16 protein-coding genes, 1 tRNA gene and 1 pseudogene are annotated in these 24,669 nt (G+C 65.2%); 7 read left to right on the forward strand and 11 right to left on the reverse strand.

Annotation, left to right across the window (positions count from 1 at the left end):
- Positions 1 to 65 precede the first annotated feature (65 nt).
- The 4 genes from A37U_RS43335 to A37U_RS49085 all read right to left on the reverse strand — a co-directional run bounded on the left by A37U_RS43335 (position 66) and on the right by A37U_RS49085 (position 8,651).
- Positions 66 to 2,666, reverse strand: coding sequence for an RNaseH domain-containing protein (locus tag A37U_RS43335; protein WP_169526853.1), 2,601 nt, complete (start codon positions 2,664 to 2,666; stop codon positions 66 to 68).
- A gap of 2 nt (positions 2,667 to 2,668) precedes the next feature.
- Positions 2,669 to 5,776, reverse strand: coding sequence for a hypothetical protein (locus tag A37U_RS43340; protein ID WP_240437561.1), 3,108 nt, complete (start codon positions 5,774 to 5,776; stop codon positions 2,669 to 2,671).
- A gap of 170 nt (positions 5,777 to 5,946) precedes the next feature.
- The gene (locus A37U_RS0112295; protein WP_020496944.1) at positions 5,947 to 7,104 is read right to left on the reverse strand and encodes a pPIWI_RE_Y domain-containing protein; all 1,158 of its coding nucleotides are present in this window, start codon (positions 7,102 to 7,104) and stop codon (positions 5,947 to 5,949) included.
- Positions 7,104 to 8,651 carry a PD-(D/E)XK nuclease family protein gene (locus A37U_RS49085; RefSeq protein ID WP_157182778.1) on the reverse strand — a complete coding sequence of 516 codons (1,548 nt, stop codon included), beginning with the start codon at positions 8,649 to 8,651 and terminating at the stop codon, positions 7,104 to 7,106. Before A37U_RS49085 ends, A37U_RS0112295 begins: the two co-directional genes overlap by 1 nt.
- A gap of 700 nt (positions 8,652 to 9,351) precedes the next feature.
- Here A37U_RS49085 and A37U_RS49590 point away from each other — a divergent pair.
- Both A37U_RS49590 and A37U_RS51425 read left to right on the forward strand, forming a co-directional pair.
- Positions 9,352 to 10,179: a hypothetical protein gene (locus A37U_RS49590; RefSeq protein WP_240437562.1), complete on the forward strand. Its 828-nt coding sequence runs from the start codon at positions 9,352 to 9,354 to the stop codon at positions 10,177 to 10,179.
- A 160-nt stretch (positions 10,180 to 10,339) separates the two neighbouring features.
- A tRNA-Ala gene (locus tag A37U_RS51425) sits at positions 10,340 to 10,406 on the forward strand.
- 685 nt (positions 10,407 to 11,091) lie between these two features.
- On the opposite strand, the pseudogene A37U_RS53575 reads toward A37U_RS51425, so the two are convergent.
- The 5 genes and pseudogenes from A37U_RS53575 to A37U_RS0112340 all read right to left on the reverse strand — a co-directional run.
- Positions 11,092 to 12,177: pseudogene (locus tag A37U_RS53575) on the reverse strand (recombinase family protein); the annotation flags it as partial.
- Between the two features lie 230 nt (positions 12,178 to 12,407).
- Positions 12,408 to 12,788 carry a hypothetical protein gene (locus tag A37U_RS43350; protein ID WP_157182779.1) on the reverse strand — a complete coding sequence of 127 codons (381 nt, stop codon included), beginning with the start codon at positions 12,786 to 12,788 and terminating at the stop codon, positions 12,408 to 12,410.
- A gap of 471 nt (positions 12,789 to 13,259) precedes the next feature.
- Entirely contained in the window at positions 13,260 to 14,312 is a 1,053-nt protein-coding gene (locus A37U_RS49595; RefSeq protein ID WP_083933421.1) for a DNA-methyltransferase, read from the reverse strand.
- Positions 14,309 to 15,091 (reverse strand): TRM11 family methyltransferase, encoded by a 783-nt coding sequence (locus A37U_RS0112335; protein WP_020496952.1) that lies wholly within the window; start codon positions 15,089 to 15,091, stop codon positions 14,309 to 14,311. The genes A37U_RS49595 and A37U_RS0112335 overlap by 4 nt, the downstream gene beginning before the upstream one ends.
- Positions 15,084 to 15,932 carry a hypothetical protein gene (locus A37U_RS0112340; RefSeq protein WP_157182780.1) on the reverse strand — a complete coding sequence of 283 codons (849 nt, stop codon included), beginning with the start codon at positions 15,930 to 15,932 and terminating at the stop codon, positions 15,084 to 15,086. The genes A37U_RS0112335 and A37U_RS0112340 overlap by 8 nt, the downstream gene beginning before the upstream one ends.
- A gap of 511 nt (positions 15,933 to 16,443) precedes the next feature.
- Here A37U_RS0112340 and A37U_RS0112345 point away from each other — a divergent pair.
- The 5 genes from A37U_RS0112345 to A37U_RS0112370 all read left to right on the forward strand — a co-directional run bounded on the left by A37U_RS0112345 (position 16,444) and on the right by A37U_RS0112370 (position 22,549).
- Positions 16,444 to 17,337, forward strand: a complete 894-nt coding sequence (locus A37U_RS0112345) for a hypothetical protein (RefSeq protein ID WP_026197141.1) — start codon at positions 16,444 to 16,446, stop codon at positions 17,335 to 17,337.
- A 56-nt stretch (positions 17,338 to 17,393) separates the two neighbouring features.
- The gene (locus tag A37U_RS0112350) at positions 17,394 to 17,762 is read left to right on the forward strand and encodes a pilin (protein ID WP_020496955.1); all 369 of its coding nucleotides are present in this window, start codon (positions 17,394 to 17,396) and stop codon (positions 17,760 to 17,762) included.
- Between the two features lie 67 nt (positions 17,763 to 17,829).
- The gene (locus tag A37U_RS0112355; RefSeq protein ID WP_240437563.1) at positions 17,830 to 18,771 is read left to right on the forward strand and encodes a TrbL/VirB6 family protein; all 942 of its coding nucleotides are present in this window, start codon (positions 17,830 to 17,832) and stop codon (positions 18,769 to 18,771) included.
- Positions 18,772 to 19,703: 932 nt separating this feature from the next.
- Positions 19,704 to 20,744, forward strand: coding sequence for a PrgI family protein (locus tag A37U_RS0112365; RefSeq protein WP_020496958.1), 1,041 nt, complete (start codon positions 19,704 to 19,706; stop codon positions 20,742 to 20,744).
- Entirely contained in the window at positions 20,741 to 22,549 is a 1,809-nt protein-coding gene (locus tag A37U_RS0112370) for a VirB4 family type IV secretion system protein (RefSeq protein ID WP_020496959.1), read from the forward strand. The genes A37U_RS0112365 and A37U_RS0112370 overlap by 4 nt, the downstream gene beginning before the upstream one ends.
- A gap of 38 nt (positions 22,550 to 22,587) precedes the next feature.
- Here the strand turns inward: A37U_RS0112370 and A37U_RS0112375 are convergent, their stop codons facing one another.
- Together A37U_RS0112375 and A37U_RS0112380 are read right to left on the reverse strand one after the other, a co-directional pair.
- Positions 22,588 to 24,363, reverse strand: a complete 1,776-nt coding sequence (locus A37U_RS0112375; protein ID WP_020496960.1) for a hypothetical protein — start codon at positions 24,361 to 24,363, stop codon at positions 22,588 to 22,590.
- Positions 24,360 to 24,653, reverse strand: coding sequence for a helix-turn-helix domain-containing protein (locus tag A37U_RS0112380; protein ID WP_307850143.1), 294 nt, complete (start codon positions 24,651 to 24,653; stop codon positions 24,360 to 24,362). Before A37U_RS0112380 ends, A37U_RS0112375 begins: the two co-directional genes overlap by 4 nt.
- Positions 24,654 to 24,669 lie beyond the last annotated feature (16 nt).

Here is a 24,669-nt window from a genome sequence, read left to right on the forward strand (position 1 = left end):
CCGCTGACACCCCAGGGCCACTGCTTCATGGAAAGTGCGACAGAGGGGGGCGATTGACACATCTATCACAGGTTCTCATCGGCGCCAAGAGATGAATCGGCAATGTCGTCCTCGTCTTGATCCTCGGCGGCGACTGGTTCCTCAGTGTTGTTTTTGGCTTCTTCGCTGCGGTAGTCGGGGTGGTCTTCGTCCGCGTGGGCAGCATAGTGGAGTGGTTCTGGGTAAAGTGTTCGTCCGTCCCATGATGCTGATTGGTCGCATAGGCGCGCACTTAGCGCGGTCAGGGTGGTCGGTTCCCAGGTGCCAGCGTTGATGATCGCGATTTGGATTGCTGTGTAGGCGTGCCAGTTCCGCCTTTTCTGCCACTCGAGGTCCTCGGGTAGGGTCCATCGGGTAAATTTCGCTCCGGTGTCGCCCCATTTTGCCGAGTAGGTTCGGGATACACCGGCAAGCAGCCAGACGGGATATTTTCCTTCTTCGAGTTTGTAGATTTTCCGCCCGGGAGCGGCGGGCTGTTGGGGATCGGCGGGAAGGTTAGCCCTATCGAGTCGAGTTACTGGGCGCCCGATTTCGGTGACGTCATCATTGCAGCGGATGACCGCAACGTCGGTTCCGGTGGCGCGTAGGCTGTCGCCGGGTAGCTCGGCGTTGGGAGTGCTGCTGTTTTGGAGACCCGGCCAGATCGTGCGAGTAGCTTGGGCGTCAACGAATATCACGACCGGCAGGTTTGTGTTGTCCTGGTCGCTGCTGAGTTCGGCCAGCGCATGCTCGACGTGCTCGCGAGTGCGGGCCGCCTTGTCAGCGTAGCGGCCGAGTAGCCTGTCACCTAGTGTGTTCGCGTGAAAGTTCGCGAGTGCTGGTCCGATCGGCTGCCATGAATTCCGGTATTCGCTATACATGGAGACTGGCCAACTTGCCGCTGGATCCGGTGTGGCGCGTAGGGCCACCATGGTGAGGATCAAGGGTGGATCCTCGTCACCAGTACCAGTTTGCTGGCGGCGGGCATGGATACCGACCAGTAGAGCCGGGCAGTTCAGTTGCTGTCGCAACCTGGGGTCTGTGGTGGCGCGGGCGACGCGGTGATCGATGATCCCTGCGTTGAGAAGTAGGCCGCGCAGGGATGCTCGGGTTGCTTCTCTTTTTCTTTTCGGGGTGGCGGGTTGAGCGTCGTCCGGAAGGTTCACCGGTTCGGTGGCGAGGAACTGTACCGGTATTGTGAGACGTCCTAGAAGTCGACGGAGGTGCGGTTTGGCATCGTGAATGATCTCGAGTTGGGGATGGTATTCGGTTTCTATCCACGCGGCGACGAGTTCGTCGTCAGTGGTCGTGACCGGCAGTCTGGCGCAGAGCGCGGCCCTGTTCACGTGCCCGTGGGCGAGTAGCTCCGGGCAGTGGTGGGCGAGCAGGTCGAGGCGCTCGTTGATGGGTGTTCTGTGGTCGTCGGCCGTAAGGGCGAAGGGGCGTCCTGCAAGTGCCTGTAACTCGGTGGTCATGCGCGTGCGGGCCTCGACCGTAGCGTAGAGGCAGAGGATGACGGTCCGGCGGTGACCGGTGGAATTGATTGCGCTTGCAGGCAGTCCGCCGGGGGTGTGTTTCCTGATCGGCTTGATGAGTTTTACTTGGTCGTCGATGGTGTAGCCGAGCGGTTCGAGTTCGGGCAGGTTTTCACGTACGTGCTCGTGCAGACGAAGCATGAATCGTGCGCCCAGTCCATATCCGAGTGGATGATGTCGGTTCTTCGCGATCTGGGGCCTGATCGGTCCGGGGGTTGACGGTAGCTGTTCTGGTAATGATGGCAATGGGTCAAGATCGCAGGTTTCGACGATCTTGGGGACGGCTTGGTTGAGATGATGCGAATAGGTTGTTGTGTCGGTTTCTTTGTCGTGGTGCGGACGGTGCTTGACGGGCAGTCGCAGCATTGGCGTTTCCGTACCTGTCCGCGCAATCCAAAGGTTTCTGGTGCCGGGCCATCGGTTGGCGATCCGAGTGAGGTGGCCGTCAAAGCAGACGATCAGGTCGTCGATGCCACGCATGGTGGCTAGGCGTAGATCGACGCGTGCCATCGCGTGAGCAGTGTCGTCGTTGTTGCGGATGAGGTCACGTTCGTCCCAGGTAAGGAGGCTTCCGTCGGTGTCGAGGCGGAGCGGCATCGGTCGGTGCCCGTCAATGCGCAGGACGGTGCCGGCGAGGTGCTGCATGATCTGCCATGCGGCGATGCGGAAGACCCAGTTGGGTGCCGACGGGGCTTCACCAGCGTGGTACGTGATCGCCTCACGTACAAGGCGATGGGGATCGGGTTCGGGTAGTAGATGCGCCAGCTCTGGTTGGCCTCGGCCCCTGCGGTGGTGTCGTTCCCAGGTGTCTACCGCGATCCGGAAGCTGTGGTTGAACGGTCTGCTAGTGACCAATAGCATGCGTTCACCAGCTGCACGTTCGGAATCGGTGAGGTCGGATTCGGCGAAGAGCCTCACGAACTGTCCGGTGGTGGCGCACAGCGCTGTGGTGAGCCAGCTGTAGCTCGGGCGTGTCGGCTTCCCCCGGTACATGTCAAACGGTAAGGCGTCCCAGGCGTCTTGGAACTCCGCCGTCAGTGGGTAAGCGGTGATCGTGCCAAGCATGCGGTCGAGGTGGCTTCGCGGAAGGCGGAAGGCGAGTGTGGACAGCACGGTCACTCCATTGGCGATTGCACGTGGGTATCCGGTGTGATGTTCTGCCTGGCGTATGCGAAGAAGGAATCCAGCGTCGTCCCGTAAAATTGGCGCATGGTGTCCAAAACTCCCATTTCGGCCCAGGCGTCGCTGAGTTGGCTGATGAGAGTAGCGAAACTAGTGCCGCCGTTCGGGTCAAGGAAGGCACCGTCGGCGAGATGAAGAACGGCGGACGTGCCACCGCGGCGGGCGCGTCCGATGAGTTGGATGGCACCGTTGACGATCTCCGCGACCACGGCGAGTTTGACCTCGTGGGGTTGTGCTTGGAAGTACGGCGGTCGTTTGATGATGTTCTCGAAGTAGGTTCCCGCCGTGTCGCGCCGATTGGCGAGCACATCGAGAGGATCGCTCGTGGGCCCGGGATGGTCGATCAGGGCCTTGGCTTGAAGCTGGGCGACCATCTCGGCGGGTTCATCGATCAGCGGGATCGGGCGGACGAGCAGCCATACCGAGCCCAGCGCTGATCGGTCGTCCTCGCCGATGATGTTGACTCCGCGCTGCACGCGTGCCAGAGGGGCGACGAGAATGTCCGCCTTGTCGACAGCGGGGAATTCCTCCAGTTGGTCTGCGGGGATTTCCAACCACTGCCCGGCATCAGTGACGATCTGTCCGTCTGGGTCATAGGGCGCGTCCCGACGAGGCCGCACGGCTAAGCAGATGCGGTGTGCGGGAACACCGGCGATTGCCAGGCCCTCGGCAACGTGTCGCGCACCCTCATAGGAGGTCGTGGCGAGCAGGATGCGTGCCCGGTTGGGATCGTTGTCACGGAGCCGACGTAATTCGGCGTCGAGTTCGCGGTTCCACAGGAGACGGGCAAGTAGTTGGGCAGCTTCCCGGCGGGCGGCGCCGTCAAGGCCTGAGATCTTCACCAGCGAGGCATCGCCGCGGGTGATAGGAGCGGGCTTGATTGTGACCGTTCCGGGGTTGTCGTCGCTGATCCACCACCGAGGCAGGGTGTGGACATGGTGGTGGGGTGCGAGTGGGAAGTAGGAGGTCGCCGAGAGTCCGAGGACGATGCGGCGGGTCTTAGCTAGGGCCAATGCGGTGGTGTCGCCGAGACTGAGTGTGTGGACGTGCGGGTCGCCACCGAACGCCGCGGTGGTCAGTCGGGTGGGTTCGTTACCGGTCTCGTCGTGGTGTTCGGTGAAGGCGAAGACGAGTCGCCCCAGTGGCCCGGTGGGAGTCACTCGCCATTTGCCGTAGTTGCCCAATGCATCGGCGATCGCCTCGGTGGATTCGACACCGACGGCAACGAGTTGCTGCGTGTTGGCCATGAGGCGGTGCAGCGACGTTCGGAGCTGTTCGAGAATCGCCCGACGGAGGATACGGTTGATCACTGTGGGACGGGTGGTGGCATCGATGTGTTCGAGCAGGTGATCCAGTTCGGCTCGGGCGCGATCGACGGCCGCGCCGCCGCCAGCATTCGTGGTCGCCTCGTGGATTAGCGGCCGGATCTGCTCGAATACGGGTGGTTCGTCGGGAAGTGTGTCAGCCTCGCCGGGGAACAACGACTGGAACATGTTCATCTGTTCGGCTGATACCGGCGTGTCTTTCTCGAGGTCGAACAAGCGGGCCGTTAACCAGGCATCCCACCGGCGAGGCACAACCCAGTGTCGGGCTGGCCCACGACGCGGGCGGCGTGCCGGCCGGGTTCGTGGAAGCCGGTCGTAGGCCAGGTGACTAACGTAGTTCTCAGCGAGGAAACGGATGTGGAACAACGCCGCCCGGACGCTGGCATCGACCTCGTCACGCACCCGCCCAAAAGCTCGCTTGAACTCCTCGTCGAACAAGCGCAATGGGGTTTCGGCGTTACCGGCGTGGTCGAGAACCAGGCCGCGGCCAGACTGGTCGATCGCCGCCTGCTGAAAGGTGTCGATTTCGTCAATGACGACCAGGTGGCTACGACGCAGCACCAGTTCCTCGACGGTGATCTGGTCATTGTCGCCGAGGCCGTCGTCCACCGGGACCTGGAGGCGACCGAGTAACAGGTTGGCGTGGGAGGTCACGATCACCCCGGCGGTGCAAGCGGTGCGAATAAGGCGGAACTTGTCACAGCACGTGCGCCACGGACAAGCCACCACACGATCCTTACGAGCCCGACCGCGCGGCGGCGCATGCAGGCTGGCGCAGGCTTCCTGCCCAGGTTGCCACGCATCGACCCCGCTTGTCGCTGTCGATGCCAGGGCACACCCATAGCCAAGCCGTGACCAGACCCAGTCCGCATCCGGGCCATGCCCTTCAGCCCGGTGGGCGTAGGTTTCCGCCGCTGTGAACGTTGACCGGGGAGACATCAGCGGGGTGACTGCGGTCTCGCATCCCAGGATCGCCAGGGATCGCTCGATGTGATAGGCGTGCCGGATCACGTCGGCGTTGTTCGGTACGACGAACGCGATGGTGACATCGTGCTGGGCCGCCCAGCAGGCCAGCGTTTCCACCAGCACGACCGACTTGCCGAAGCCGGTGTAAGCCAGCAGCTGATTCAGCGAGCCAGCGGTCAGATCGAGTGCGGCGACCGCCTGATCGCCGTGCTGACGGGCCTGTCGGATGAACCGGTGCACAGCCCGCGTGCGGTACCCCTCAGCGCCGTCGGAGGAATCGCCATAGGCTGCATCGAGTTCCGTGGCGATCACCTCCAACTCGGCGAATGGCACGCACAGTGTGGCCATGGGTGCTGCATTGGCGATCGTGGGGATTACACCGGCGCGCGTAACGTGGTGGGGACGGAGGTCGTAGTCAACGTCGATGAGACGCTTGCGGGCTCCGTCCGCGCCGACGAGCCGGATCGTCGTGTGGTGAGGTTCGGCCTCGGCCACGGGGCGACAGCGAGGTTCTTGCTGATGAAGCTCGTCAAGCTGATTCAGCGCGGCGTCGATAAAATCCCTCAGGGGCATACCCGGCGTGACGGCAACCAGCCCATCAGCCGTGTAATTCTCGGTGGGATCGCAGCCAGGTAGTTCCCCAGCCCACAACAAGGTATCGAACTGAGGACCGGCGAACTCGCCGTTGGCCAGTTGGTTGGGACGGCGTCGCAGCAGCCGCCCGAAACGGCATGCGTCCTCCTCGGCCAATGCGGGCCAGCCCGCCCAGGTCTCAAGGTGGCCATCCAACACGAAACACACGTGGTCCCGCGTGGTCAGTCCCTCAGCTGTGGGAAAAAACAATGCGGCTAGCCCCGCAGCAGCCCGCAGGGCGGTGGGATGTACTCGTGTCGCAGGGGTATCCGCCGGTGTCGGAGTCATCAGGCTTCTCGGGCAGCGCGCCGGACTGCCCGGCGGACCTTGGTCTCTGTCGTCACCCGCACCGAGGACTGCTCAGCGAGGAGAGCTTCTTGATGCTCGTGGCTGCGGGGCAACAAAATCTGGGCCCTCGGCGGTCGCTCGCGCAGATCATCGATCAAGCGGCGCACGGAGGTGTACTCCTTCACATCCAGAAGCATTCGCAACGATCCGACCGCGACGTCGAGGTCGTAGCTGTCCAGTTCCGGCCACAACGCAACCTTCGCTCCCAAAGCGCACAGTTCATCGGCTAGTCGAACCTCGTTCGCGCCCGGTACCACAACCGAGCGCCACACCTCCTCCTCCACACATACCGCGTCCTCTACCGATCGCGCTGCTGGCCCCGCCTTACGCGCCGTCCCCATCGAACTGGCGTCACGAACAGGCACGAGCCTTGGCGCGGCCGCGGGCCGCGAATTATCGGCGATGTGGAATATCGCGCCGTGCGGGCGATACCGACAGCGCACCGTCATGCCCCGGACCGTCATCGGCCAGCGGCAACGCGGGCATGGCCACCACCACCGCCCTACCGGCCGGGGATACTGCTGGTCTGAAGCCAGATCCCGGTACCGCGCCGCCAATCGGGCGTCGGCTTCGCGGAGGAGATCCTGCAATCTTGCGCGGAAACCGGCAGGATGCTCCACAAGAAAACGGCGTGCACGCACATAGCCGGCAGCGTCACCGGCCTCGATCAACGACGTGAAAACCTCCCGACGGAGCTGTTCGGCGCGCATCCTCGTCCAGCCTGGAAGCCATTGCGAGGTCGCGAACACCTGACTGAGCGGCGTCGCATACTCGGCTGCGACGCCAATCGCATCGTCACTGAGAGCGTCGTTAGTATCGAGCAACACGACATCAGTTACTTCGGTATCCGTGTCGCTCGCAAAGCGAAGCAGGGTGCCGAGCGGTCGGCGAAGCTGTTCGACCAGCTGCATAGGAGATGTTGGGCCGCGGCCGGGACCATGGGCCTCCATCATGACACCGGTCATGCGCGCGATCTCGCGCATCGCGTCGGGCTGGCGCTGCCGCACCGACCAGGCGTAGGCCGCACGTAACGCTGCAGCGACTACCCTTGCCTGCCGCTCGTTGAGGTCGTCCTGCTCCCGTATGATCCTGGTCATCAGTAGTCCTCGTCGTGCGGTCGCATGAACGCCTCCGGGCACCACTGGCTGACCGCACAACGGTGGCATTCCGGCCCCGGCTGCGCGCGGGCGGTGGTGTCTGCGTGCCAGCTCGCCGCCAGATTGTTGATGACCTGTCGCGCTTGCTCCATGTGATCGCTATTGGTCGGGTGGAAGCTTTCCACGACCGGCCCTGCCGGAGTCAGTCGTTCTAACTCGACACGACCGTTCGCTGAGCCGTCGCCGAGCACAGCATGAGCCAGGAGTAACAATCCCAACGACAATTGAGGGTACCGAGCCAGCGGATCGCCCCCATCCGTTCCTTCCGTAGTCTTCATTTCGCGGAGGACGCAGGCCGGACCATCCCGGTACACCAGATCGATTTTGGCGATCACCACCACATTCGCGTCGGCGTCATAAGCCGTCACCGTTCGTTCGACACCCACAGGGGAATCCGGCAGCAGATGGTGCAGCGGACACACCAAAGCATGATCCCCGATCATCTGGGCACCCAACAGCGCCTGGGAACCTGTCACCTCCCATGGCCCAGCCTGCCACGAGTCCGCGAACGGAGCCTCAGCCGCCGTACAAGATCGCACCGGCTGGCGACGATGATTCTGTTCAATCCAGGTATGGACCGCCTGTCCGCGAGTCGCGGATTCGCCGTACTCCACCGCTGACGCCCGCGGTAGGTTCAGCCGGGTCAGATACTCCTGGGCGGGGCAACGGATATAGGCACGTCCGTTTGTCACCGACCATGTTCGGCGTGGCCTACGGCGTTCAACTATGCCCAGGATCCCGTCAGCTCTTGGCACGGCCGTACACCCGTCGACTAGCTTGCACTTCTGGCACGAACTCCCCGGATTCCGTTGGCCACCTCCTTGCACCACCTCGCGCGCCCGGTGCTGCCCAGACTCCCGATACCGCTGTCGTGCCCCGTCGACATCGACATCGTCGAGAATATTGACCGATCCATCCTCGCAACCGATCTCAACCACCCGGAGCCGACGTGGCTGCTCTACGGTGTCGACGAGCGCGTGTGGTAGGTCAAACCTGGTTCTGCCCCGAGTGGCCCGGCCATGTGCGAGCACGTAGAGCGCGGTGGCTATCTCGGAATCATCCCGCTGTCGGTCTTTCACTGAACGACGACGAAGCAACCGTAGCTCCCGTACTTGCCGGTCTGCGCTGCAATAACGGCGCCCCCAAGCAGCAACCTCCAGGATCGGGGTTTCGAACCCGATCTCGCGCGGATACTGCACCACCCATTTCGGTTTGTGGGGTACCAAACGCAGGCAATCTCGATCCCACAGGAACTGGTGAGCCTCGAAGTATTGGATGACGGCGTGCCGGACCCACGTGCGCAGCCCCGGATGCACGGGACCACGGTTGGTCTCCACTGCCTTCAACGCGCTGTCGATGGACAGGTCTTGGAACTCGGCCGTATCCAGGACATCATTCACAATCCCCAGGTCGAACAGCTGCAGTCCTGGCAACCGCGGTTGCTGCGGCTCCGCCATCTGCATCGATGGCCGGGCCTTTGCTGCCAACTGGTCAGCACACGTCCACGGCCAAGATCTCGTATCGCTCACCATCACTCGTCGAAGTGACCGATCTTCGACGAAACCCGATGGTAGAGACCAATCAGTCATCGTGATCCGACCAAACCATCCATCCAAACACAGCAACTCACCATCGCATCCCATGGTCGCGTCTAGCATCCAACTCTGGGTAACGTACGCAGAAAATCCAGGACAGATTCACTCGATTGCACTAATCCGAGAAGACGCCCGCTGCATTTGACAGCGCGATCCGCATGTCAAATTCCGACCGAATATTGAGCTGCTCTTCCAGTTAGGCACCAACTTTTCCCCACGTTGATCACGGTGCCAGGTCTGCAATGCGGGTTCCGACGCATCACCTTCTAAGTTTGGCATGATTGTTCGCATGACGATCTACGCGGTTGAGGCGGCTCGCGGTGTTCTGCTGGCCACGTGGGACACGGGAGTCGGGTCGATTGCGTCTATGGTCGCAGGGCTACCGAAGGGGTACGCGGACGACAGCGCGGTCCGCCTGGCGTCGTATTTGACCGAGTTATCTCGGTTGGCATGGCATACCTATACACATCCGCCGAGTGCCGCTCAATCTCTCGAAGCCAACGGCGAAGGCTAGCGTAGGCAGGGTGAGCGTGACGCTTTTGCTGAGGTCGTCGGGGCGGTGCGGAACCCGAACTTGCCCGAGGGTGGCTATATGGAGCAGTCGTACATCCTGGTGAAGGAAGCTGCCCATCGGGTAGGACGCGCTCTGCATGCGCTGGGAGATCAGTCGCTGACTAATCAGGTGGTTGCCGATATCGAGGTGGAGCTCGCTGGGGTCGAGCGGGCTGAACGTGGCGAGTTGTCCGGCCGGGCGAAGCAGGCGGTGTTGCTCACCCGTGCCGATCCGTCACCGTTGCAGGTGGGTGCGGCGAATGACCTACTGCATGCGGATCCGCTTGGTTCGTTACGGTTACTCCAGGAGGTTGATCCGGCTGCGGCAGCTGTGGCTGCGGCGCATTGGCTTCAGGCTGCGGCCGATGTTGCTGCTGAGGTAGCGGATCTCCATCCGGCTCGGGTTGTGGCCGAAGCTGACGACATCGAAGCGCTGGCAGTGCAGACCCCTACATTGGTTCTCGAACGGCTTGATGCGGGCGAAACACCGCGGGAAGTCGTAACCGACCTGATCGCCACTGCGATGATCACCGCTGAAGGGAAGCTCGCAGCACCCGATGTACTGGTACGACAAATTGGCGATGCCAAAGAGAAAGCAAAACAGTGGGGACCGGGCGATGAGGAGCTACTCGCCGGGCTGATGCCCCGGATAACACCACTGGATCCTCAGCGTCCTGCGCGTGACCTGCTAGAAGACCTGCTCGACGGGATTCGCGGTAGTTGGCTGCTGTACCGTGAATACGTCGAGCTTGAGACCATCGACGACGAAGAGTGCGAAGATGATGAAGACATCGACGACTGCGGTGACACAGATTTCCTCGCGATGCTGAGAGATGAAGCGGCAGCGAATCATGAGCGATTGCTCTGACCACGAGTACGTCTAGCATTAGTCAGCCTCGGCGAGGCCTGTGGCTTCACACTGATTGCGGGTGGAGCAGATCTGGAGCAGAATGGTGTACTGAATGGGTTTAGACCGCATACAATGGCACTGAACGGTAGTGTTTTTCCTGCGGTTTCTCTATTCCCGCAGGTCAGAGGCGCGTGCCTACCACACTGGCAGTGTGGGGGTCACGGGTTCGAACCCCGTCAGCTCCACCTTAGAGGTACTACTAGAACACGTGCCTGATTGAAGGCCCTGGAGTAGTACCGCGACGCCGGAAGGCGAGGACGAGCCACGCGCTTGGCGGGTGGCTCTTTTGCTGTCTCGGGGCACCGGAACGGCGGGCATGCTGTGCTGTGTGTCGCGCGTTGACCGTTGCGTCTGCTGGATGGCATGGAGCTGACTGAACGGTTCCTGGAGATCGTGGTCGGTGACTTCCTCGTCCTCGATGTAGATGTTGTGGAAGACCGCCTGGTTGAGCAGGCGCCGCTGCTCGTCGTTGCACCGCCGGTACAACTGTTCGGGCCGTTCGAGCAGCTTCAGGCTCACGTCGATCAAGCGGGCGGCATCGGTGAGGTCGGCGGAGGCGGTGTCGAGGCGCTGGTTGAGGTGCCGTCTCTGGCGTTCGATGTCGCGGAGCTTGGCTTTGACCTTGGTCTGCGGCAAAGTGCCGTCGGCTGCGAGGTCGATCAAGTTCTCCTCCTGGGTGTCGAGTTCGGCAAGCTGGCTGGACAGTTGCTGGTGCAGCAGTCGTGCGGATTTCTCCTGTTCGCTGATGACGGTGTCGATCTGGGCTCGGACATCGCTGATGAACGACTGGCTGAAGCGGATCGTGGCGTAGTGCCGTTCGACGGCGTCCTCGACCAGTTCGGCGTTGACGTGCGGGGCGTCGCAGCTGCTGTTCTGCCGGTTGCGGCAGAAGAAGTAGAGGTATTCGGAGCCCTTGGAGTTGACGGTGCGCTGGATGATCATCCGTTGGGTAACCCCGGCTCGTCGGCAGCGCCCGCAGAACAGCGATCCCTTGAGGTAGTGGTGGTGCACCCGCCGCCGCTCCTTGGCCGCGGACCGGGCGGTGATCCGGTCCTGAACCCGGTCGAAGAGGTCTTCGTCGATCAACGGTTCGTGCCGGCCGCGGACCTCTTCGCCCTTGTAGGTCACGTAGCCGATGTAGTAGCGGTCCCGCAGCATCTGGGAGAGCTTGTTGATCGAGACCTTCTTCGCCGGGTGCTTGGCGGTAGGGCGGGTGCGTAGGCCGCGGTCGTAGAGTTCGTCGGCGAGCTCATCGAGCGTGTAGTCGCCGGTGTCGTATAGCTCGAAGGCGAGCTGCACGAACGGTGCCCGTTCGTCGTCGAGGACGATGGTGCGGATCACCCGGCCGTCGGAGTGGTCGATGTGGTTGAGATACCCGATCTTGGCGCGGCCGAGAGTGCCGCCGGTGCGGGCTTTTTGCCCCATCTTGTTGGCGATGTCAGCGCCGGACTGGCGGGACTGGTACTCGTTGAAGGTGGCCAGGATGCCGTGCATGAGCTGTCCGACGGGCGAGTCATCGACCGCTTCGGTGGCGGAGACGAGCGTGACGCCGCGCTTGCGGAGGTCGGCCATGACGATGGCGTCGTCGTAGCGGTTCCGCGCCATCCGGGAGAGCATGTAGACGATGACGTAGTCGACATCACCCTGAGCGCGCACGCGTGCCAGCATCCGCTGGAACGCTTCCCGTTTGGTCATCTCCGTCGCCGAGCGGCCGGGCTCGACATACTCATCGATGACGGTCAGGCCCAAGTCCTTGGCCTTGCGCAGGCACGCCTCCCGCTGGGCCGGGATGGAGATGCCTTCGGGGTCGTAGTCGGTCTTAACCTGCCCAGTCGAGGACACGCGCAGGTAGATCACCGCCCGCGCGCCTGGTTCCACGTCGTCCGCGGGGTGCTCGACAGGAACAGCGATGTCCTGCTGCAACTCGTCATTGGAGTCAGTGTATGCGCTGGTCATGACAGCCCTTCGTGATTCGGTGTGAGCAAAGGGGTTTCGTCCAACGGCTCACTGGTCAACAGCGGGTTGAGATCCCGACCCGGACCGGTTCCAGGAGGTTCAGGTTCGATTTCCCTCTGAGGTCGTGTCGTTGAGGCGGTGCGTGGGACATCGTCAGACCTCCTTGCGAGTGTTGCGTAACCGCGTGCTCGGTGTGGTGGCGGTGCGTGTTGAAGGGGGAACCCCCGGACCTACGCTGCCCGGCGAGGTTGTCGCTGGTCAACCGTCGTTGCGCTGTCCGATGCGTCGGTGTCGGCCAGTGCCGATTGCTCATCGTCGGTCTCGTCCTCCAACATCTCTGCCGCGAGGCTGGCGACCACTTGCGCGAGCTTGTGGATATCTGGTGGATCGCGGCGGACACCGCGAACGACCAGGTTCTGGCCGGTCCGGCGGGCGGTGCCTCGCCTTCGCGTCTTCCTGGCTGAGGCGCTGGCGTTGCCCCGCGGCTGGGGTTCGGTCGGAACCGTAACGCTGGCGCTGTCGTCGAGGTGGGGCAACTTGGCGACGGTGCCGGGTTCGTGTTCGCCTCCATCGGTCGAGGCGTGCTGGGCGTGGGGTTCGTCGGAGCACATGAGCGCACCTTTCGAGCCCGCGAGCCCGCTGCCGAGCGGGAGGTCGCGGGCGCTGGTCGGCCGGTTGGGCAACCGTCGACGCAGCGGACACACCCCAGCCGGGTCACCCGCGGCCCTTACCACGGGGGCTTGATCGGGCGCGGGCACGCGCCTTGACGCGCGCTGTGGTGGGTGGGGGTGTCGGCGTGGACGATCAGTGGGACTTCGACTCCCCGACTGCTCTCGGGCACACATCGGGGCCAGTACTCCACCGACCGACTGGACCTCGGCGCCCCGAGGCACACCCGTACGCGAAGCGCTCGGTACTGGGTGGGCGGCGCGGGACGGTCGACGCGCGGTCCAGATTTCAGTAAGCGGGATCAGGCGGTCTCTGTTGATTCGAAATCACGGTTCAACTCGTGGCTCGTACTCCTTTCCGATAGCGCGTTATGGCGCTGGGGACGCGGTAGTTTCGGATCGTCCGCTTTTCGGTCAGGCCGCCTCTCCGGCACCGCTGGGTAGCTCACCGAGAAGCCGACGAATGAATATGTCGTGGTAATCCGGCCGCAAGTCAATTCCTTGGAAGGATCGGCCCAACTGTCGCGCGGCGAGGCCCGTCGTGCCAGCGCCAGAGAAGGGGTCGAGGACGCGGCCGTTTTCGGGGCAACCCACCGCGATACACCGCTGCGGAAGGTCGATCGGAAACGGAGCACAGTGCGCATCCGGTAGCGGTCGTGTGGAGAGCGACCAAACGTCGCCGACGTTCTTCCCGGTCCGCCGCGGCTGCCACGGGGACCGGACCGTGTGCGGCTTGTTGCCCCCTCGATGGTTCTTCCGATGCTCCGGGCGGCTCTGCGACAACGGTTCGAGCGCGCGGGCTGCGTCGAAGTAGTAGTCCGGCTGCTTCACCAAGAGGAAAACTATCTCGTAGCGCACGGAGAACCGATCCGAGGCGGGGTCCGGTATGCCGTTGGGCTTGTGCCAGACCATCGCGTTGCGAATGATCCACCCGTCTTGTTGCAAGGCGAGTGCAGCCCGCCACGGAATTCCCATGAGGCTTTTGTGGCGAACGACCGAGGGCGCCTGTTCGTTTGGTATTTTGCGCGTGCTTCCCGTGCCGCTGTTGTGGTAGCTGAAACCATCTCGGAGATTGAGCCAATACGTTCCTCGTGGGGTCAGCAGGCGCCAGACTTCCGCGCTCACCTTCCGCAGCCGATCAACGTAATCATCGATCGTCGGCTCCAGGCCGTATTGCTGATCGTGCGCGAGAGCGCCGCACTTCCTGCAACGCTTGTTCGCGCTCGAACGAAGCCACGAGGATGTACGTTTCTTGGTGGTCCGGCGTTGATGGGGTGTTGTTCCCAAGGTGTGCCGGCATTCCGGGTTTCCGCCGATCCAGACCGCAGTTCCGTAATCACGCAATCCCCAGTGGGGCGGCGAGGTGACGACACAATCCACCGAGGCACTGGACAGCGATTCCATGACCTGAAGTGCATCGCCAACATGCAATTCGATGGCGTCCTCACGGTAATAGAGCCTGTTCATGCGACACCCCGCTGCGGAGTTTCTTGACGGCGTGCGGTTGCGGGGAGGCGGAAAACGAGCACGTCAAGGTGAGCAGAGATGGCGGTCATGTGGCCGTGAATATCTGTGCTTTCCGGGAGGTGTCCTGCGCGGCTGACGATTCTCGGGCGCACCCGGTTTCCTCGAATGGGCGCGGTCAGGGCGATGCAGTGGTCGGCGGGGACGAGCCCGATCGCGTCGGCGGCGTCGTGGATCTTGCCGGGCAGGTCGAGCAGCCGACCGTGACGGCGCCACGGGCGGCAGGTGATGACGATGTGCCCGCCAGGCCAGACCCAGTCGGCGACGGCGTCCAAGTCCTCATACAGCCCGACCAGCACCCGGCTGGGGTCGCTGCGCGGGGTGTGCCGCAGCCCCGTGAGCACGAGGTCGACGGCACCGGGCAGCTCGGCGGCGCGGGGATCGTCGACGCTGTCCAACAGGGTCGCGGTGCCGACCGGGCCGGCGAGGCGGGCGAGGTCGAGGTTGGCTTCCAAGGCGGATTCCCACCGAGGATCGGCGGGCAGGCCGAGCGCGTCCCGGCCCGCCCGGAGGGCTTCGGCCAGGACCAGTCCCGGTCCCGGGCTCGGGTCGCAGACGGTGTCGCCGGGAGCGGTGTAGGTAGTGATGATCTGCCGCGCGACCTCCGGGGTCAGCGCGGTGTCGCCGCGGGTGGCCCCGACGTGTCGGTCCGCGACCTGCTGGGCAGGGGTGGTGCGGCCGGTGTCCCAGACGCTGCCGGGGCGCAGGGCGGTCTTAGGCATGACGGACCTCCGGAAGCGGGGTCGAACGACGGAACACGGAGGCGGTGGTGTGGATGCGACGGTGGCCGCCGAGAGCGATCTCCCGGCGCCTGCGCCGGGTCGCCGGCCGAGGGGCGGACGGGGGTTCGTGAACCAGGATCAGCCGGTCGCTCAAGATCAATCCGGCCAAGGCCGCGGCCCGCGACAACTGCCCCGAATGGCCCACTCGCGCCCGCCAGTGATCGCTACTGTGCGTGAGTACGACGACAGTGCCGGTAGGAGCTAGCGCGGCCGTGAAGTCCGCCATCGCGAACGGGTCCGCGGGCTGCTCGGACCAGCCCGTAATGATCAACTCGAAGCCGTCGGAACCCGGACCGGACTGCTCGCCGGGGGATGGCCGGTCGGTCGGGTTCGCGACCGGATCGGTCGTGTCGCAGCCCCGGGGTCCGGGTCCGGACCCGGACCCCGGGGCTGCGGGCAGCTCCCCACCCGCCGCGGCGAATTCCTGATCGCTGTGAGACCGGAAGTCCGGATCGGTAGTCGCGCCGCGGCCGAGTCGGAGGACGGACTCCACGAGTCGGTCCCGACGCGTCCGGCTCGAACCGGTCGTCGGGGACTCGGGGGCCGCGAGCATGATCCGGTCGCCGGGCGCCGTGTAGGTGGTGGTGATCATCGAGACCGCAGCGGTGACGATCTCGTCGGCGTCTGCGGCGGGGTCGACAAGGCACAGCCGCACCGTCGCCGACACCGGCGGGCCGGTGCGTTCGCGGTGTGGTTCGCGGACCACCCCAAGGCGGGGGCTCGGTTCGTGGCTGTCGGGGGTGTCGGGAGGTGGTACCTCCGGGAGCGGGAGGGCAGACATCGCGTGCTCCGGTGATCGGTCGGTCTTGCCAAGGACACCCCTGAAGTCCGCGAAAACGGCCTCGATTCGCCACCGGCCTCCAAGATTTTTTGATGAACCCTCAGCCGGAGTGGACACCTAGCGTCACTGACTTCGTTCCCGCCGCCGTCCCGCTAGTTGATCTTGACCTGGCACCATGCAAGATCAACAGCCGCTCCGGATGGCGGGCGCCATACGAGCCCGCGGTGGGCCTGTCCAAGATCGCCCCGGAAATTTCCCAAGATCCTTTTTCTTGTTCCTTCTCTCCGTCTGGCCGGGGTGACAGCAACGGAACAGCGTCTGACTAACGTCGCAGCGCACAGGCTTGCTGTTCCTCTAGGTCGCGATCTTGGAGTTGATCAGAAGATGATCTTCTTGTTTCGGAACAAGGAGATCATTTTAGTTTCGTCTTAGTACGGAACCGTGCGCTGCGCTGTTCCTCGCCTGGCTCTCTCGGCGGCGTCATCAACCGCCGTTCGAGAGGAGTCGAGCAATGGCTCTCCCCACGCACTCCGAGCACGAAGAGTGGCCAAGCAACCCTCTGGACGCCGCCCGCGTGGCGTTCGGGTGGCTGACCGCGGGCGATCACCCAGTGGCTGTGGACGGCCGCCTGTTCGATCACCTGCCCGCCCGTGAGATCCCGGTCGACGAACTCCGGGACCTGCTGCTGGACCAGCGTTGCCCCCGTCGGGTGTGGGACCAGGTCTGGACCCACGTGATCAGCCGCGCCCGCATCGAAGGCAGCACCTGGACGATCACCGCGGTCGGGCTGGCGCTGCCCATGCTGACCCCCTTGGCGGCCCGGCTCACCGAGCGCTACGCCGACGACCCCAGCGACATCCACGCCGAGGTCCTGCGGGGGTTCCTGGACGCACTGCACACGGTCGATCTCGCCGAGGGGCGGATCACGGTCCGGCTGCGGTGGGCGGCCTACCGCGCTGGGCACCGCGCGCTGCTGGACGGGATGGACGGGCCGACCCCGAAGCCGCCGGGGTTCCACTCCAGCGAACCCAAGCCCCCGTCCGGGCATCCGGACCTGGTCCTGGCGCGGGCGGTCGAGGCCGGAGTCCTGACCCGGACCGAGGCCGAACTGATCGGCGCGACCCGTCTGGAAGGCATCGAGCTGGCCGACTGGCCCCGCCCGCCGGGGCTGACCTACAAGACCCTCGCCAAGCATCGGCGCAAGGCCGAGAACCGACTCGCCGCGTGGCTGGCCGAGTCCGACACCAGCCCCGACGACGGCGATCCCACAGGCGCTGCGGCCACGACGTGGCAGACCTCCAACGAGGTGACCGGCGACGAGAGCCAGTCACAGAACGTAGCGAAAAAAGTTGGGGTCGAACCGGCGAATCAGACCCCGAATTCCGGACTTCAGGGACGCGGGTGAGCCCTACCCGCTTCGCGCTCCCGCTGCCTCGCACGCGCTCTCTGGAGGTCTCTCTGATGCGCTTCTTGTCTACCCCATGCCGCTGCCGGCGCGGTGGTCTCCGGCTGCTGCTGGTCGCCGGGCTGGCCGCCGCCGGTCTGCTGGCGATCTCGGTGCCCGCGGTCGCCGAGACCACCCACGTTCTCGCGCTGGCCCGCACGATCGACGACGTTCTCAATAACATCCGCAACTGGATCATGGGTCTGCTCGCCCTGCTGGCCACGGTGTTCCTGACCATCGGCGGCGTCCGCTACGTGCTGGCCAACGGTGATCCCGGCGAGGTCGAGAAGGCCAAGCAGTCTTTCAAGTCCGCTGGGTTCGGCTACGCCCTTGCGGCGCTGGCTCCGCTGGTCGTGGAGATCCTGCGCGGAATCGTGGGGGCCTGATCTCGTGTCGGCCGCCGGGTACTCCACCTCGGGGGCGGGCCACCGCCTGGGCCGCGTGTGCACCGCGGTGGCCGCCCTGCTCGTGCTCGTCGTGGCGGCGGGGCTGGCTTTCACCGGTGCCGCGAGCGCCCAGCCCGCCCCGCCACCACCTGCTCCGTCCGCACCCGTTCCCGCGCCGCCTCCGCCGCCGTGCCAGGGGCCGAGCTGCATTCCCCAACCCGTGCCGGTGCCTCCGGCGAACCAGCCGCCCGGAAATCAGTCGAACCCCAATCAAGCTCCGGCCGAGGAGTCCTCGTGCGGGATTACTGACATTCCGGCCTGCGTGTCGGATGCGATCGAGTCGTTCTTCCGCGATCTGGCCACACCCGGTTTGAACAGCCTGCTGGACCTGCTCGCGAAATCGCTGTTGGTGACCCCGCAGCTGGACCAGCTGCCGGTCATGGGACAGATCTGGACCAGCTCGCAGCAGATCGTCATCGCGGTGTACGCGACGCTCATCCTGGTGGCTGGCATCATCGTCATGGCCCACGAAACACTGCAGGCCCGGCATTCCATCAAGGAAATCCTCCCGCGAGTGATCGTCGGGTTTCTCGCGTCCAACCTGTCGCTGTTTTTCGGCGGCAAGGTGATCGAAATCGGTAACGCGCTCTCACGGGCAATCCTGGGGGATGGGTTGAGCCCGGAAACTGCGGGGCGCGCCATGCGCGACACATTGATGCATGATCTCGATGGGGGTGGGCTTTTCGTCATCTTCATCGCGCTCGCTCTCATTGTCATGCTCGTCGCAGTTCTGCTGACTTACATCGTTCGTATCACGCTGACAATCATTTTGCTCGCGGGTGCTCCGATCTTGCTTATGTGTCACGCGCTTCCGCAAACCGAAGGTATCGCGTTCTGGTGGTGGAAAGCATTCGCCGGGGTGATGGCCATTCAAGTGGGCCAATCGCTCGCTTTGGTTGCGGCGCTCAAGCTCTTCTTTTGGCCCGGCGGCATCACGCTGTTCAACTAACAACAAGGGGGAAGTGCTGTGATTCAGTTTCTGGTCGCACTCGCCTTGTGCTATGTCCTCATCAAGATTCCGTTCTGGATTCTCGGATCTCTGCGCGGCGGCGGAGGTCGTTCTCTGGTCGGCAGTCTCGTCCGAGGGTTCATTGCCTACAAGACCTTCGGTCTCCTCAAGGGGATGGGAGGTGGCGGCGGCGGAAAGAGCGCTCGTTCCCGTGGCGGTCAGAAATCGCCCGAGTCGCCGGACCCGTATGCCACAACGCGGGCCACTTCCAACGGGCAGTACATGTTGCCGCTGAACGTCAAGAGAGTGCGGAAACCGACCCAACAGCGACCGACGCCGCAACCGTCCTCACGTTCGCGCTCCGCTGGGCAGGGCAAGCAGTTGGAGCTTCCGCTGGACGGCGAGTGGCCGGAGAACAAACCGCGGCTCGGCCGGGACGGCCAATACCAGCTCCCGCTGAACGTGCAGCGGCAACCCAAGCCGAAACCGGCTCCGGAGCCTCCCCCGGAGCGGAAGTCCTCGACGGGACCGCGTGGCCGGCAGATGAAATTCCCGCTCGACGGTGAATGGCCGGAGAACAAACCACGAGTCGGCCGCGATGGGCAATACCGGCTGCCGATCGAGGTGCAGCGAGTGCGGCGACCCGCGCCACCCCCGGAGCCGCCGAAACCGACCCGGCCGGCAACGCGGGGGCGACAGACGAAGCTGCCCGTCGATGGCGAGTGGCCGGAGAACAAGCCCCGGGTGGGCCGGGACGGGCAGTACCAGCTCCCGCTGAACGTGCAGCGCACGCGGAAGCCACCCCGCAGNCAGCCNCAGGCACCGCCGCCTCCNCCGCAGCGGCCGGGGCCGCGTCAGCAGGAGTTGCCGCTGNACCTGCCGAAACTCCACCCGCNTCGACCCACNACNCGCAAGAACGGAGGTGACCACAGGTGAGCGTCCGGATTCCCGCCGACGTCGATCGCGAAGACCGCATTCTGGCAGGNTTCACCGCCCGTCAGGTCGCGGTGATGGCGGTGACCGGCCTGGTGCTCTACGGCGGCTGGCAAGCCACCCGCGCCGTGATCCCGGTGATCGCCTACGTCGCCGTCGCGGTCCCGATCGGGGTCGCGGTGACCGCGCTGGTCGTGGTGCGCCGCGACGGCGTGACCCTGGACCGCCTGCTGCTGGCCGCGCTGCGGCAGCGGCTCCAACCGCGGCGCCGGGTCGCGTCCGGCCAGCAGCCCGCCGAAATACCGGAGTGGCTGTCCGGAGTGGCCCACGGACACGAAGCCGTCGCCGCGGGCGGACTCGACCTGCCCGCCCAAGGGGTCGCCGAAGCCGGCATCGTCGACCTCGGCGACGACGGAGTGGCACTGGTGGCCGCGTGTTCGACGGTGAACTTCGCGCTGCGCACCCCGGCCGAGCAGGAAGCACTGACCGCAGCGTTCGGCAGGTACCTGCACAGCCTCGGCGCGAGCGTGCAGATCCTCATCCGCGCCCAACGGCTGGACCTGTCCGGCCAGATCGCGGAACTGCGCGAGCGGGCCGCGGGATTGCCGCACCCGGCGCTGGAATCCGCCGCACTCGATCACGCCGACTACCTGGCCCAGCTTGGGCAGCAGGCCGACCTGCTGCGCCGTCAGATCCTGCTGGTGGTCCGCGAACCGGTGCGCACCACCGGCAAGGACTCGTTGACCCGGCGCCGCCGCTTTGGTCGCCCGCGCAGCGGTGCTGATCAGCCGTCGGACGGAGCGCGCCGGGCGGCGGCCTCCCGGCTGCTGCGGCGGATGAGCGAGGCCACCGAACTGCTCTCGCCCGCAGGCATCAGCGTGACCCCGCTGGACGCCGCCCAGGCAACCGCCGTGCTGTCCACCGCCACCAATCCGGACAGTCCACTGCCGCCCTCGGCGGAGATGGCCGGCGCCGGCGAGGTCATCACCACGCCCATCGGCTCGGACTGGGACCTCGATACCGAGGAGGATTTCTCGTGATCACCGCCAAGAAGCGTCGCGAGCAACCCGCAGCGGCGAGCGCGTTCGCGCCGGACGCGATCGAGGTGCACCCGCGGCACCTGCAGATCGGGCAGGACTGGGTCGCCTCGTTCGCGGTCACCGGCTACCCGCGCGAGGTGTATCCCGGGTGGCTGCAGCCGTTGCTGACCTACCCGGGCCGGTTGGACGTGTCGTTGCACATCGAGCCGATCGATCCGCGCATCGCGGCGGACCGGTTGCGCAAGCAGCTCGGCAAGCTCGAATCCGGCCGTCGGCACTCCGCGGCCCACGGCCGGTTGCAGGACCCGGAGGTGGAGGCGGCCACCGAGGACGCCTACGACCTCTCCGACCGGCTCGCCCGCGGCGAAGGCCGTCTGTTCCGCCTGGGGCTGTACCTGACGGTGCACGCGGCCTCGGAGCAGGAACTCGTCGAGGAGATCGGCGCGCTGCGCGCGCTGACCGCGTCGCTGCTCATGGACGCCAAGCCCACCACCTACCGCTCCTTGCAGGGGTGGATCACGGCGTTGCCGATGGGCCTGGACCAGATCGGCATGACCCGCACCTTCGACACCGCAGCCCTGTCGGCCGCGTTCCCGTTCACCAGCCCGGACCTGCCTCCGCCGGATGTCACCTCCGCCTCGACCGCGGCCGGTGTGCTCTACGGCTGGAACCTCGGCTCCCAGGGACTGGTGCACTGGGACCGGTTCGCCTGCGAGAACTACAACTCGGTCATCCTCGGCCGCTCCGGCGCGGGGAAGTCGTACCTGGTCAAGCTCGAAGCGCTCCGCAGCCTGTACCGGGACGTGGAGATCGCCATCATCGACCCCGAGGACGAGTACGCTCGTCTGGCCGGCGCGGTCGGCGGGACCTACTTCCCGCTGGGTGCTGAGGGCATTCACCTCAACCCTCTGGATCTGCCGATCCATGTCCGGCCTGATGGGCGCCGCTCCGCACCCGCCGATGCGGTCACCCGACGCAGCTTGTTCATCCACACATTGCTGTCAGTCCTATTTGGGCAGCCGTTGTCCGCGGACGAACGGGCTGTGCTGGACCAGGCGGTCACCGCCACCTACCAGCAGGCCGGGATCACCGACGACGCCCGCACCTGGACCCGGCCCGCACCGCTGCTGTCCGACCTGCGTGCCGTCCTTGCCCACCTCGGCGGCGACACCGCCTGCGGGCTGGCCAGCCGGTTGCAGCCGTTCACCGACGGCGCCTTCCGCGGGCTGTTCGACGGACCCACTACCGCACCGCCGGAGGGCCACTTGCTGGTGTTCTCGCTGCGGAACCTGCCCGACGAACTCAAACCCGCCGGCACCCTGCTGACCCTGGACGCCGTGTGGCGCCGGGTGTCCAACCCCGCCACCCGTCGGCCACGGCTGTGCGTGGTCGACGAAGCCTGGCTGCTTATGCAGCAACAGGCCGGCGCTGAATTCCTGTGGCGCATGGCCAAATCCGCCCGCAAACACTGGGCCGGGCTCACCGTGGCGACCCAGGACGTCGGCGATGTCCTGGGCACGGATCTCGGCAAGGCTGTCATCGCCAACGCCGCCACCCAGATCCTGCTGCGCCAGGCACCCCAAGCCATCGACGACATCGTCCGCACCTTCGCGCTGTCGGAAGGCGAACGGCAGTTCCTGCTGTCAGCCGGTACAGGCCAGGGCCTTTTGTCGACGGGGACTCAGCGGGTCGCCCTGCAAGCCATCGCCTCCGACGGCGAGCACGCATTGATCACGACAGATCCGGAGTTCCTCGCAAAATCGGAGGGTTCGGAGAACAACTCCGGGTGGGTGGATCTGCCGTGAGCGTATATGTACTCGGAAGTTCGGGAACCTCGGAACGTTCAGTCCGTTGTGGACGACGCCCATTGGGCGATGCCGGGGTGGTCGACGGTGGTGGTGTAGCGGTAGGCGCCGGCGATGGACAGGCCGAACAGGGCGCAGAGTTGGCGGACGTCGCCGCCGGTGGCGTGGGCTTCGTCGAGGATCCGGTCCTGGCGGATCGACTGGGCCGAGATGCCGAGGCGCTTGTTGATCCACCAGGGCGTGACGGGCCGGGTGGTGGTGGCGTTGCGGTAGTGGATGAACAGGTGCGGGTTGGCGGTGTGCGGCCAGCGTTGTTGCCGGTAGTCCAGGTAGGCGCTCAGGCGTTGTCGTACCGGTTCGGCGAGCGGGACGACGTGGTCGTCGAGCCAGAGGCGCCCGTCACGGGCGTCGGTGAGATGCAGTGTGCACAGCTGGTAGATGCGGATCGCGTGGAAGGCCAGCAGGCCCGCGAGGGTCGCGGTGGCCGGGTCGGGCGAGTTCAATGCGGCGGTCAGGGCGGACAGATCGACCTGCGGCGGAGCGGGGTTGTCGGGGGCGGTCACTCTGATCCGTGCGGTGGGGTTGATGAAGGTCAGTTTGCGGGCTTTGAGCACGCGGAAGATCGAACGCAGCCCCTGCATGGTGGTCGATCGCTGCCTGCCGCTGGCGGGCAGCGCGGAGTGCACGTCGTCGCGGCCGATTTCTCGCAGCGAGGAGTGGGTGCGTGCCCAGGCGCGGATGGCTGGGAGCGCGAAGGCAAGTTGACTTTGCACTGTGGACTCCGCGCGGGGCGTGAATCGTGGCGGGGTGGTGCTGCCGTGGCGGGCGATGTCGAACCACACGGTGAGCTCGTGGCGCATGGTTGCGGGCAGTTCGGCGATGTGGAGGGAAAACCACCGCTCGATCGCGGGGATGCGGTCGTCGGCGAGCATGCCGGCGGCGGCCACGACGTCGAGCACCGGCCGAACCGGGTGCCGGATCCCCGACAGCGGCAGGACGTCGCTGGCTCTGATCGCGGCTCCGGAGGTGTCCTGCATGCCCAGCAGCATTCGAATCGCGCGTTGGGTGCGTTCGGTGACAGTGCGGGCCCACCCGTGCTGGGCGGCGTAGTCACGGACGAAGGCATGCCAGGCGGATTCCCGCGCCGTATCCGGTGGGAGCGGGAATCCGTGATGCATCCCCGCTTTCAGATCCCGGGGAAGGTCAAGCAGCGTGAGTTGCTCGTGAGTCACCGGAGTCAGCAGCGACAGATCGGGTGGCCGTGTTTTCTTGATATACGGTCGTTTTCCGTGTCCTTCGCGGTGCCACATGCTGGCGAAGAACAGTTGCTGCCCGCGTTGGTTGGCCTCGGCGAGGCTGACGTCACGGGGACGCTTGCCGAGTTGCTGGGCAAGCAGGCTGCGCGTTTTGCGGCACAACCGGCACGATCCGTCCTCGCCAACAGGCGCGGTGTGCCCGCAGGTGCGGCACTCGGCGAACCGGCAGTGGGTCTCGCGCCAGGACTTGCATCCCGAACACAACCACCCGTAGGTGCGGGTGGCGCCCCACGCATGGCAATCCCGGCACGAAGCGATCACGACGCTGCCCGGCGCGAGCAGGCCCGGATACTGCCACAGGGGCGATTTCTCGCCCGGTGCGTGCGAGTGGCAGCGGGCGCACAGCCCGGAGGTGAAGTAGTTCTCGGCCGAGCCGCACTTGCGGCATGGCGGTGGAATGACCGGACCGCCGGGCCAGCAGGCGAAGCAGAACGGTATCTCTCGCATGGCCGGTGGCCGCAGCCCACACACCTGGCACCGGCGCGGGTAGCCGGTCATGCCGGAGGCACCGATCGGTGCCGGCCCAGCCGCGGTGTGAACGAGGTGACCGTGCCGGTCTCGGCCTGGCGCGGCCGACGTGCCTGGACCTTCTCCGGCTCCGGCAGCAGCAGATCGGCCGGGGTGCACTCCAGTACGGCACAGATCACGTCCAGGTCGTCGAGCCGGATCGTGGTGGGATCGCCGACCCACAGGTTCGACATTTTCCCGTGGCTGATCTCCAAACCGGCCTCGGCGAGACGGTGTCGCATCTCCGTCGACTTCCAGATCCCGGCCTCAGCGGCTTTCATCCGCAAGTTCCACCGC

It is taken from the genome of Sciscionella marina DSM 45152, assembly GCF_000379465.1.
Classification (GTDB): domain Bacteria; phylum Actinomycetota; class Actinomycetes; order Mycobacteriales; family Pseudonocardiaceae; genus Sciscionella; species Sciscionella marina.